At 43.0% G+C, this 12555-nt stretch carries 10 protein-coding genes; 8 read left to right on the plus strand and 2 right to left on the minus strand.

What is annotated here, in order from left to right:
- Positions 1 to 7: 7 nt before the first annotated feature.
- On the minus strand, positions 8 to 748 hold the full coding sequence (locus BFS30_RS17515; RefSeq protein ID WP_069380478.1) for a (Fe-S)-binding protein: 741 nt from the start codon (positions 746 to 748) through the stop codon (positions 8 to 10).
- 291 nt (positions 749 to 1039) lie between these two features.
- Here BFS30_RS17515 and BFS30_RS17520 point away from each other — a divergent pair, with 291 nt between their 5' ends.
- The 8 genes from BFS30_RS17520 to BFS30_RS17555 all read left to right on the plus strand — a co-directional run bounded on the left by BFS30_RS17520 (position 1040) and on the right by BFS30_RS17555 (position 10613).
- Positions 1040 to 2074: a LacI family DNA-binding transcriptional regulator gene (locus BFS30_RS17520; protein WP_069380479.1), complete on the plus strand. Its 1035-nt coding sequence runs from the start codon at positions 1040 to 1042 to the stop codon at positions 2072 to 2074.
- Positions 2075 to 2129: 55 nt separating this feature from the next.
- Entirely contained in the window at positions 2130 to 3332 is a 1203-nt protein-coding gene (locus BFS30_RS17525; RefSeq protein ID WP_157262950.1) for a glycoside hydrolase family 88 protein, read from the plus strand.
- 74 nt (positions 3333 to 3406) lie between these two features.
- Entirely contained in the window at positions 3407 to 4249 is an 843-nt protein-coding gene (kduI, locus tag BFS30_RS17530; protein ID WP_069380480.1) for a 5-dehydro-4-deoxy-D-glucuronate isomerase, read from the plus strand.
- Positions 4250 to 4315: 66 nt separating this feature from the next.
- A complete protein-coding gene (locus BFS30_RS17535) occupies positions 4316 to 5455 on the plus strand; it encodes a DUF4861 family protein (protein ID WP_069380481.1) in 1140 nt (379 codons plus the stop codon).
- 25 nt (positions 5456 to 5480) lie between these two features.
- On the plus strand, positions 5481 to 6251 hold the full coding sequence (locus BFS30_RS17540; RefSeq protein WP_069380482.1) for an SDR family oxidoreductase: 771 nt from the start codon (positions 5481 to 5483) through the stop codon (positions 6249 to 6251).
- A gap of 4 nt (positions 6252 to 6255) precedes the next feature.
- Positions 6256 to 7698: a sulfatase gene (locus BFS30_RS17545; RefSeq protein WP_069382502.1), complete on the plus strand. Its 1443-nt coding sequence runs from the start codon at positions 6256 to 6258 to the stop codon at positions 7696 to 7698.
- Between the two features lie 11 nt (positions 7699 to 7709).
- Positions 7710 to 9344 carry a beta-N-acetylhexosaminidase gene (locus BFS30_RS17550; protein WP_237028597.1) on the plus strand — a complete coding sequence of 545 codons (1635 nt, stop codon included), beginning with the start codon at positions 7710 to 7712 and terminating at the stop codon, positions 9342 to 9344.
- 12 nt (positions 9345 to 9356) lie between these two features.
- Complete coding sequence (locus BFS30_RS17555) at positions 9357 to 10613, plus strand: DUF2264 domain-containing protein (RefSeq protein ID WP_069380483.1); 1257 nt, start codon at positions 9357 to 9359, stop codon at positions 10611 to 10613.
- 56 nt (positions 10614 to 10669) lie between these two features.
- Here the strand turns inward: BFS30_RS17555 and BFS30_RS17560 are convergent, their stop codons facing one another.
- The gene (locus tag BFS30_RS17560; RefSeq protein WP_069380484.1) at positions 10670 to 12514 is read right to left on the minus strand and encodes an alpha-L-fucosidase; all 1845 of its coding nucleotides are present in this window, start codon (positions 12512 to 12514) and stop codon (positions 10670 to 10672) included.
- Positions 12515 to 12555: the final 41 nt, after the last annotated feature.

Raw genomic sequence — 12555 nt, forward strand, 5'->3', positions numbered from 1 at the left:
CCTTTTTTTAAACTTCTTCTGCATTTAAAATTTCAGCGATATGCAGAACTTTTACCTGGCTGTTCTGACGGCGGAGAATTCCTTCCATATGCATCAGACATGACATATCTGAGGCGGTAATGTATTGTGCTCCATGGTTTATATGATCTGCTACGCGGTCTTTACCCATTTTTACGGATATGGCTTCTTCCGCTACACAAAAGGTTCCTCCAAATCCGCAGCATTCGTCGGGCCGGCTTAATTCTACCAGCTCCAGGTCTTGTACCATTTGTAGCAGCTGCATAGGTTTTGAAAAAGGGGTGGCAACCAGTTCGGTCATTTGCGACATCTTTAATCCGCGCTGACCATGACAGCTTTGGTGTACACCAACTTTATGAGGGAAACGTGCGCTGAGCTTGTCGACCTTCAGGATGTCAGTAAGGAATTCAGTCAGTTCGTATACTTTCTTCCGCACATTGGCCGCTTTATCTTCTTCTTCATGACTGTGCAGGTGTTCTTTTACATGTAAAACACAACTCCCGGAGGGAGATACGATATAGTCGAATTCGGCAAAGTTTTTAATGAAAAGCTCATTGCAGCCCGTGGTCAGGTGTTCAAAGCCTGAGTTGGCCATAGGTTGACCGCAGCAGGTCTGGTGAATTGGATAACTCACTTTAACTCCTAACTTCTGCAGGAGTTTCAATGTGGCAATTGCCGCATTCGGATAAAACTGGTCAATATAACAAGGAATGAAAAGTCCTACATGCATAACTGGAAAATTTTGTTTCAGCAGCCGGAAATAGCGTCTGAATTCCTTTTAAAAAGGGGAAGGTAGCTGTTTTTGTTCAATTATGAAAACCTTTGTAGAAGGCCTGGGTAGTGGTTCTGATCCTGGTCCTGACTGAAGAGGTATTTGTCCTGCTGGCGTCAATTCCGCTTAATATATTGCCAAAATAATGGAGGAGATATTGTCACTCTTAAATTACTGAAAACGTTTTCATTTTATGAAGTAAATGACTAGCTTGCCTCTGTTTAACTTCGAATGATTTTAATATTATCAATGAGTAAGGACAAGAAACCACAGGAGAATACGATTCTTGATATTGCGGAAGCCTTAAAGCTATCTCCGGCTACGATATCAAGGGCTTTGAATAACCATCCTCATGTAAAAGAGAAAACGAAAAGTGATGTCCTGAAAATGGCGGCTCAACTGGGCTATAGGAGAAATCAGATGGCTTCGGGACTACGGAGTAATAAAACCCATACGGTTGGTTTAATTGTTCCCCGGATTTCCATGTTTTTCCATGCAGAAGTAATTACCACAATTCAGAACAGTCTGCATAAACACGGATACAACCTGATCATTTGCCAGTCCAACGACCTGCTTAGTATGGAACAGGAGCTGGCGGAGATTTTATATTCCTCCAGAGTAGATGCCCTGATTGTGGCCTGTACTTTACAACCCACTGATTTTAGCCATTTTGATAAACTGGTAGGCAGCGGAATTCCGGTCATCTTTTACGATCGCGTTCCTTTGAATACCTATAATGCCACCTTTATTAAGGGGGATGATTTCAGAGGAGGTTATCTGGCTACAGTACATCTGATTGAAACCGGTTGTAAACGAATTGCCCACATTTCCGGAAAATTAAGTTCTAACCTTTATCAGGACAGGACTGCAGGATATCGGAAAGCGATGGAACAGCATAAACTTTCTGTAAATGAAGAATGGGTATTTCATCAGGAATTGACTCATGAAAATGCCAGGGAAGCCATGACCAGAATGTTTGAAGGGGAGACGGTCCCTGACGCTTTGTTTTGCGCCAACGATGTAACCGCGATCGCTGCTTTGGAGTTTGCAAAAGAGAATGGAATTGTGGTTCCCGATGATTTGAAGATGATCGGTTATTCAAATGATCCAAGGACTTCCATCATTTCTCCTTCTATATCGACGATAGAACAGCATCCGGACAAAGTAGGAAAAAGAATTGTAGAGGTGTTAATGGACCTGTTAAAGAACGGACCGGAGAAACCGGAGGTGAAGGCGAGACCCCATGTGATTCCGGTGGAGCTGATCAGAAGGATGTCTTCTTAGCGGTGTTAAAATATGAAACTTGTTTAATATAAATTTTGAAATAAATAGGATAATTATGCGAAAGCTTGTAGTTTTTTTTAGCTGTTTAATGCTGAACAGTATGGTTTTGATGGCCCAGGACAACGGAGGGAAGATTGGAATGGGACAATTGATTGATGAACAGTTTAAATTTGCGGAACAGCAATATAAGGTGCTGGCCAGAAATGTTCCGGCAGATGTCATGCCTCAGACCTATAATGCAAAGACAGATAAGGTCCAGACCAGCGATACCAAATGGTGGTGCAGTGGTTTTTATCCTGGAACTCTCTTATATATCTATGAGTATACGAAAGATCCGGAAATTCTGAAAGAAGCTGATGCGCGTCTGGGAATTCTGGAAAAAGAAAAACATTATACCGGAAACCATGATCTTGGTTTTATGATGTATTGCAGTTTTGGAAATGCTTACCGTCTGTTCAAGAAACCGGAGTATAAAACTACTATTGATACTGCCGCAGCTTCACTGACCACCCGGTATCGCCCGGCAGCAAAAGTGATCCAGTCCTGGAATGCCAGCAAAAAATGGGGCGGACCAGTGATCATCGACAATATGATGAATCTGGAGCTGTTGAGCTGGGTGAGCGACCATGGTGGAGATAAAAAATATAAAGAGATTGCCATTACCCACGCCAACACGACTTTGAAAAACCATTTTCGTCCGGATTTCAGTTCTTACCACGTAGTGGATTATGACATGAAAACGGGTAAAGTTGTACAAAAACAAACCGCTCAGGGAGCTGCTGATGAATCGGCATGGAGCAGGGGACAAAGCTGGGGATTATATGGCTACACGATGATGTACCGCTTTACTAAAGATAAACGTTACCTGACTCAGGCAAAAAACATTGCTAAATTTATCCTTAGCAACCCTCATTTGCCGAAGGATATGGTTCCTTACTGGGATTTTGACGCACCTGGAATTCCTGATACTTATCGGGACGCCTCGGCTGCTGCAGTAAATGCTTCCGCTTTACTGGAACTGGCTCAGTATTCAGATAAAAAAGACCGTAAAGTATATGTTTCTGCAGCAGAGAAAATGATCCGTTCACTTGCTTCTGATGCTTACCGTGCTAAATTGGGCGAAAATGGTGGCTTTCTGTTAATGCACAGCGTAGGCTCAATTCCTCATAAATCGGAAATTGATGTGCCTTTAACTTATGCAGATTATTACTTCCTGGAAGCCTTGCACCGTTATAAAAACTGGTACTTAAAATCATAATATTCCTGTTCAGGCAATTGCACCTGAACTGATAAAGAAGAATAACAAAACATTAACGAAATAAAAAAGAGAAGATGCAAACATATTTTGAAAGCCGGTTCGCCCTGAGCCCTAATGAAGGAAAACAATTAGATACCCAGGCCTTACGGGATAATTTTTTGATGGAAAAGCTTTTTGAAGCAGATGCCATACACCTGACTTTAACACATTACGACCGCTATATCTTTGGTGGGGTAATGCCGGTAAAAGAAACGGTATTGCTTTCCAACCCGGAAAACCTGAAAGCAAATTATTTCCTGGAGAGAAGAGAGCTGGGGATCATCAATGTTGGCGGAAAAGGAACTGTGGTTGCTGATGGAACGAGCTATGAGATCGATTTCAAAGAAGCTTTATATTTAGGGAAAGGAACAAAAGAAGTGAGCTTTTCTTCTGCTGATGGAAATGCTCCTGCAAAATTCTATATCAATTCTGCTCCGGCACACCATACTTACCCTTCAAAGAAAGTTTCAAAAACAGAAGCTGAAGTGGTAGAACTAGGCTCGGCAGAAACTGCGAACCACCGTGTGATCAATAAACTGATTGTAAACAGTGTATTGCCAACCTGCCAGTTACAGATGGGAATGACGGAGTTGAAAAGTGGTAGTGTCTGGAATACCATGCCTGCACATACCCACGATCGCAGGATGGAGGTATATTTCTATTTTGAAATCCCGCAAGGTCAGAGTGTCTGCCATTTTATGGGTCAGCCACAGGAAACAAGACACATCTGGATGCAAAATGAGCAGGCGGTAATTTCACCGAACTGGTCTGTGCATTCTGGAGCAGGAACCAGCAATTACACTTTTATCTGGGGTATGGCTGGCGAAAATCTCGATTATGGCGATATGGACCACTGTGCCATCACTGAATTGAGATAATAATAAACCAAATAGCCTGTTCAGCATAACCAACTGAACAGGCTTTTAATTTAACCGTATGAACTAATGAAGAAATTAATCCTATTCCTATATGCTTTTTCTGCTTTACCAATAGTGCTTTCTGCACAAACCAAAAATGGAAAAGCGACGATCATCATTCAGAATACTTCTACCATAAAAAGAACCGGGGCAGTAACCGCTATATCGTGGAAAAGTATCCTTTCCAAATTCCCGGGTATCGATACGGGAAATTTTAAAGTCCTGAATTCAGGTAATAAGGAAGTACCTTTTCAACTGGAGTATAAAGGACAAACCAGTCCGCAGCAGCTCCTGGTGCAGCTGGATGTACAGCCAAATGCTTCGGTAAAACTTTCTGTGGTTCCTGGCAAAGCCGCCAGTACTGTTCAGAAAACTTTTGGACGATATGTTCCGGAACGCAAAGATGATTTTGCCTGGGAAAATGATAAAGTGGCTTTCCGGATGTATGGTAAAGCACTGGAAAATACACCTAAAGAAATGGCTTACGGAACGGATGTCTGGGGGAAAAGAACAACCAGAATGATCTTAAATGAACGCTATAAAAGAGGTGAATATCATGTGGACCATGGGGACGGCAATGATTATTACCATGTTGGACTGACCTTGGGGGCCGGAGATATTGCTCCTTATGTTAAAGACAAAATTTACTACCCGCTGAATTACCGCAACTGGAAAATTCTGGATCAGGGACCGTTACGTTTTACTTTCCAGTTGATTTACGATAACTGGGATGTAGATGGACGATCGGTGAAAGTAACCAAAACGATTTCTTTAGATGCCGGTTCACACCTGAACAGGATAGAAGCAGGTTATGAATACCAGGGCGAGGAGCCACTGCCAGTAGTACTCGGGATCATCAAACGGGCAACTCCGGGGAAGATGTTACTGGATGAACAACAAGGGATTATGGGTTACTGGGAGCCTCAGCATGGGGCCGACGGAACAACAGGAGTTGCTACAATCCTGGCCGATCCTAAACTGAAGATGAAAGTGAGCAATGAACAACTGCTGACACAAACCAACGCAAATAATGGTAGTCCGGTTGTTTATTATAATGGGGCAGCCTGGGATAAAGCCATGGAAATCACCAGTGCAAAAGCCTGGTTTGACTATCTGAACAATTTTAAAAATACGCTGGAGCAGCCGCTAAAAGTAACGGTTCAATAAATCTTAATATCTAAAAATACATCAAATGTCAGTACTGAATTTATTTAATTTAAGTGGTAAAACAGCCCTGGTTACGGGTTGTAAACGTGGAATTGGTAAGGCAATGGCCGAAGCACTTGCCGAAGCAGGTGCAGATATCATTGGCGTTTCTGCCAGCCTGGAACTGGAAAATTCAGCGGTAGAGTTAGCGGTAAAGGCACTAGGCAGAAATTTTTCTGCTTATCAATGTGATTTCAATGACCGCAATTCTTTGAAAAGCTTTATAGAAACGGTGAAAGCTGAACATCCGGTAATTGATATTCTGGTAAATAATGCAGGAACCATCCTCAGAAAGCCAATTGCTGATCATTCTGATGAATATTGGGATGAGGTGATTGCCGTAAATCAAACTGCACCGTTTATTCTGACCCGTGAGATCGGAAAAGAGATGATTTTGAGAGGAAGTGGAAAAGTCATCTTTACAGCTTCATTACTTACCTTTCAGGGAGGAATTACCGTTCCCGGATATGCCGCAAGTAAAGGTGCGATTGGTCAGCTGACTAAAGCTTTTGCCAATGAATGGGCAGCAAAAGGAGTTAATGTAAATGCGATTGCGCCCGGTTATATTTCTACAGACAATACCACCGCTTTAAGGGCTGATGAAAACAGAAGCCGTTCTATCATGGAACGTATTCCCGCCGGCAGATGGGGGGAAGCGGAAGACTTTAAAGGTCCGACTGTGTTTTTGGCTTCTGAAGCCTCAAACTACATGCACGGCACAGTGATGACTGTGGATGGCGGATGGATGGGGAGATAAACAGATGAAGGGACCTTTACTGATTGCAGGATTGTTTGCACTGATGTTTTCTATGAAAGCGCAGGATAAAAAGGTAGTCCGTCCGAATGTCATTATCATCAATATGGATGATATGGGCTATGGAGATACCGAACCTTATGGAATGAATGGAATTCCAACACCTAATTTTAACCGTGCGGCAAAAGAGGGCATGCGCCTCACTCATTTTAATGCAGCACAAGCCGTTTGCAGTCCGTCGAGGGCAGCATTGTTAACCGGATGTTATCCAAACCGGCTCAGCCTTGCCCATGCTTTGAGTCCTGAAGCTAGAACAGCTTTGAGCACTTCCGAAGAAACGATCGCCTCCTTGTTAAAAAAGGCAGGATATAAAACCGGAATGCTGGGGAAATGGCATTTGGGTTCAAAAGCGCCTTACCTGCCCACTCATTTTGGTTTTGACAGTTTCTATGGCCTTCCATATTCTCATGACATGTGGCCGGTGGGTTATGATGGAAAAGCATTGGACTCCAGTACGTACAGAGGGAGATACCCACGACTGCCTATTCTTGAGGGAGATCAGGTAGTGGCTTATAATGACAACCTGGAAGACCAGGGAAAGCTGACGGGTACCTTTACAAAAAAAGCAGTTGAATTTATTAAAAGTCATAAAAAGGAACCCTTTTTTCTATACCTGGCGCAACCGATGCCACATGTCCCTTTAGCTGCCTCAGCTGCATTTAAAGGGAAAAGTGAGCAAGGTTTGTTTGGAGATGTGGTCATGGAGCTGGATTGGTCTTTAGGAGAAATCATGAGGAGCCTGGATGAAAATAAACTCTCCGAAAATACCATTCTGATCATTACCAGCGATAACGGGCCATGGCTAAACTATGGTGACCATGCAGGGTCCAGCGGAGGATTGAGAGAAGGAAAAGGCACAGCATGGGATGGAGGAACAAGAGTTCCCTGCATCATCCGCTGGCCGGGAAAAATAGCGGCAGGAAGTGTAAACTCCCAGCTAATGGTCAATATAGATTTACTACCCACTATTGTTGCTATCGCAAAAGCAGGACTACCCAAAAATAAAATTGATGGAATGGATTTCTCCTCCCTGCTAACCGGAAAGACGGATAAAGGGCCAAGGGAAGTCTTTTATTACTATTATGATGTCAATAACCTGAAAGCACTGCGCTACAAGAATTGGAAACTCGTATTTCCGCATAGTTCCAGAACCTATACTGCCGGATTGCCCGGAAAAAACGGGTATCCTGGAGCAGCGCCCGATGCTCCGGTGAAAACGGCTTTATATAACCTTTCCCATGATCCGGGAGAACAGTATGATGTCCAGGCCAGTTATCCTGAGATCATGAGAAAAATTGAAGCATTTGCAGAAGAAGCGAGGAAAGACCTGGGTGATGACCTGACTAAACGGGTGGGTGCCAATAGAAGAGCTGCAGGTAAAGTAAATTAGAACCAACAGTAATGATGAAAATAAAGATTAAAACAGGATTGCTTGCTTTGTTGATGATGAGTTCCGGAATGGCATTTGCTCAGGATTATTGTCCGGTCATTCCACGCCCGGTATCAGTAACCGAAACAAATAGCCAGTTTTTACTCCATTCAAATACGCCAGTCGTACTGAATGATGCGGCATTAAATCCCATTGCTCAATATCTGCAGGAGGAACTGCTGAAAACACAGGGAATTACGCTGGGTATACAAACTCAGGACCTGATCAGACAACCGGCAATCCGATTGGTGTTGTCTGCAAAGAAGAAAACTGCAGAAGGAGCTTATCTGCTGGAAATCAATAAAGATGGAGTTACCATTGTTGCTAAAGAGTTATCAGGGATGTTTTATGGTACGACCTCTTTAATGCAGTTGATCCGGCAAAGCAGAAATATCAAAGGAAGCCTGAGCCTTAAGGGCTGGAAAATGGAAGATCAGCCGGCTTATGGCTGGAGAGGTTTTATGCTGGACGAATCCAGACATTTCTTTGGTATGGAAAAACTAAAATCCATCATCGATTGGATGGCTTTTTATAAACTGAATAAATTACATTGGCACCTTACTGATGAGCCGGCATGGCGTATTGAAATTAAAAAATATCCTAAGCTGGCACTGGTAGGAGGAGCGGGTAATTACACCAATGAATTTGCCCCTGCTCAATATTACAGTCAGGAACAGGTGAAGGAAATCGTAGCTTATGCGGCTAAAAGGTTTATTACGGTGATTCCAGAAATTGACATGCCGGGGCATGCTACAGCGGCAAATAAGGCTTATCCTGAATTTAGTGGTGGCGGAGCTCCGGGGCATCCTGAGTTTACCTTCAACCCCGGAAAGGAAGGAACTTATGCTTACCTCACAAATATCCTCAAAGAAACCAATGTTTTGTTTCCTTCTGCCATGGTACATCTTGGTGGTGATGAGGTCAGCTATGGCAATCAGAAATGGGCCACTGATCCGGATATCCGTTCCTTAATGACAGAAAAAAAACTTGCCGGAACAAAAGAGGTCGAAACCTATTTTATGAAGCGTATGGCAGATTCTGTATATCGCATGAATGCAAAATTGCTGGTCTGGGATGAGATGGCAGATGCTGGCCTGCCAAAAGATAAGACCATTATCTTTTGGTGGAGACATGATAAACCGGAAGTGCTTCAATCGACTTTAAGCAAAGGATATGAGACCGTTTTATGTCCACGTCTGCCTTTGTATTTCGATTTTGTGCAGGACAGTACCCATACTTACGGGCGTAAATGGAGTAAGCTCTACAATCCGTTGGAAAGTGTATACTCTTTTTCCGCTGATAATTATCAATCCCAGGCAGTCCAAAAAAACCAGATTCTGGGAATTCAGGCCAATTTATGGACAGAGACCGTTCAAACGGAACAACGCTTGGATTATTTGCTTTTTCCAAGGATTACTGCTCTTGCCGAAGCAGCCTGGTCTCCAAAGGAAGGAAAAGATTTTCAGCAATTTATGCAACGCCTGAAAGGGCATCTGGCGCTATATGAGGCGGAGGCAATTTATTATTATGATCCCTTCCCAAGCCGAAAGTACCCGGAACCGGTAAAAGTAGGTAAGGGAATGAAACGTTTCAATACAGAGTTGTAAAATTAAGTAAGAATGAGAAGACGGAACTTTTTTAAGATTGCCCCTTTAGCGGGATTATTTGGTTTGTTAAACCCGGGGAAAACAATTGCTGCTATTCCTGAGGTTTTTGTGCCGGAAAAGTCAGACCGGGAATATTGGATAGACCTGATGATCCGAATTGCGGAACCGGTACTGAAAAATCTGAGCAAAGGAGAGCTAAAGAAGAATATGCCTTTGGAGAAACCTGTAGGTTATGGGAAAAAGGTGGAAGAGGTAACCTATCTTGAAGCGTTGGGGCGTACCCTTGCCGGAATTTCAGGCTGGTTATCTTTGCCTGCTGATCAAAGCGCAGAAGGGAAGAAAAGAGCGGAATTTTCAGAAATGGCCAGAAAGAGCATTTTAAATCTCGTTAATCCAGCTTCTCCTGACTACACGGATTTCGTGAAAAAGGGGGAATCTCAGTTATTGGTTGATGCGGCATTTCTTTCTCATGCTTTTCTGCGTGCTCCTTTACAGCTTTGGGAACCGCTTCCTGACGAGGGAAAAAAACAAGTGATCAGCGCATTTAAAAGTCTGAGGTGGATTAAACCCGGCCAAAGTAACTGGCTTTTATTCTCTGCAATGGTAGAAACATTCTTTCTGAAAATTGGAGAGGAATGGCAGCAGGAACGGATAAGTTATGCCATTGATAAACATAAAGAATGGTACAAGGGAGATGGCTGGTATGGTGATGGAGAGAAATTTCATTTTGATTATTATAACGGTTTTGTGATCCAGCCAATGCTGGTGGATATTCATAAAGTATTGGTAGAAAAAGGCTTGGCGAAAACAGAAGAGTATGAACTGATGCTGAGAAGAATGCAGCGCTATGCGGCTTGTCAGGAGCGCATGATTTCTCCGGAAGCCAGCTATCCGGCAATAGGACGGTCTGTTGCCTATCGGGTCGGTGCTTTTCAGCCGCTGGCACAGCTGGCTTTAAGCCGTCAGTTACCAAAGATGATCAGTCCGGCACAAGTACGTTCTGCCTTAACGGCAGTGATGAAAAGACAATTCGAAATGAAGGGCACTTTTAGCAAAACAGGCTGGTTGCAACTGGGTTTTTGCGGACATCAGCCTCAGGCTGCAGAAACCTATATCAGTACCGGAAGTTTATATTTATGCAGTGTTGGTTTTTTGCCTTTGGGGCTACCTGCTGACGATGTTTTCTGGGCAGGTCCGGCAGAAGACTGGAGTGGTAAAAAGGCTTGGTCAGGCGGGATCTATCCGGATGATCATGCCGTAAGTTTTTAAAATAATCATAAGCCTGTGGGTTGCTGAATTTGTTCAGAAACCCACAGGCCTTTTAATTAAAGGTTGCTTTCAATTGCACCTACTTTTTCTCTGTACAAATCCAGCGGACCATCCAGAAGTACGGCAATGACGGTTAAATTTTTATCCAGGCGATCTTCCGGTACCGGGATATAAATGATGCCCGGGATGGCGCTCCAATAAAGTTTATTGTAAATCTCAGGCTCCATCATCGTTCCTTCTCCCACAATCCGGATTCTGGCAATTTTGTTCTTAACCCCCTTTAAAGCAATTGGTCCTGTTGGCTTCCCCTCAACAAAAAGATAAACGGTTTTTTTATCCGCAGACAACGCGCTGTTACCCTGATAGTGTCCTTCAGGTAATCCTTTTCCGGTTTGAAATAAAGACTCTGCATTTTTAGTAATCCAGCTGTAAACCTCAGGGTTTAAAGTTTTCTTTTCCGCCTCAAATCCCAATCCATCTATGGCAAGTTTTGTGTTTAAGAAAGGATTATTGCCATCCTGCATTGCATCGGCAATTTCCGTGACCTGTTCCTTAGCTGAAGTTTTCTTTTTTTCTGAGAGGTTGACTTTAATACTGGTTTTTTGGTCGAGTTTCAAAGGCTCATCAAATTGAAGCGCCAACACCGTTACATCGGCATCAACTGAGCTTTCAGCAATCTTTAAAACCAGGTCGGTTCCGCTTTTACGAATGTCTACATTCGTATTACTGCCTACAATTTTAGCCGATTTAACTTTAGATCCGATCCCTTTCAGATAAAAAATTCCATCATATGGTGCCCAATCTGCATAGAGGTATAATGTTCTACGGTCTTTGGAAAGGCTGGTTTTTCCATTGAAATGTCCTGTGGGAATCCCTGCACGGGTGCCATAAATCGCTTCTCCATGCTTTTGTGTCCAGCGGGCCAGTCCTTTAAGGATTTTTACCTGTTGGTCAGGGATGGTTCCATCTGCCTTTGGTCCGATATCAAGCAATAAATTTCCGCCCATGCTGATACAATCTACCAGGGTCCTGATGATCATATTCGGGGATTTATATTTATAGTCGTAAGGCTGATAACCCCAGGAGTCGTTCATGGTATAACACAATTCCCAGTAATCTCCTGCAGGTTTTACCACCGGGATCCCTTGTTCAGGAGTTTCGTAGTCGCCGTGTCCGTTGAGTCTGGAGTTGATGATGATATCCGGATTATAACTGCGCAATCCTTTCAGCACTTTTTGAGCCTGCCATTCTTCACCTGAATGCTCCCAGTCGCCATCAAACCAAACCAGGTCTGGTCTAAAATTAGATGAAAGCTCATCCAGTTGTTTGTGGTAGTAATTCAGGAATTTGTTCCAGCGTTTTGGTTCTTCTCCTAATTTATATCTTTTGTGTTCTCTTGTAAATCCGTCATAGTCTGTATAACTCCAGTCGGGCAGGGAGAAATACAATCCTGTTTTTAATCCCGAAGCTTTTAAGGCTTTTACGAAAGGACTGATCAGGTCTTTTTTTGCTGCGCTATGTTTTATGGTTGTTGTGGCATTAGGCGCTTTAGTATCCCATAAAGAGACCCCATCGTGATGTTTGGTGGTAATCACAGAATATTTAGCGCCACTTTCTTTAATGAGTTTTACCCATTCTTCAGGTTTGTAACCGGAGGCATTAAAGCCATCCAATTGTTTCATGTAATTATCATGACTGATGTAGTTATTGAAAAATGCCCAGGATTCTGAAATACCATTCACCGAATAAATACCCCAATGGATAAATATTCCCAGTTTGGCATCGGTAAACCATTCCATTTTTTTAGCGTTGTTCTTGTCCCGGGATTTGCTTTCCTGTGCTTTGTTTGTCTGGTGGAAAACCAGCAAAAACAGAAAAGACAATAAGGTCTTTTTGTTCATAGATTGTGTGTAGGTTTCGTTTGTTAATGTTTTGTTTGTGT

Origin of the sequence: Pedobacter steynii (assembly GCF_001721645.1) — a bacterium.
GTDB classification, from domain to species: domain Bacteria; phylum Bacteroidota; class Bacteroidia; order Sphingobacteriales; family Sphingobacteriaceae; genus Pedobacter; species Pedobacter steynii_A.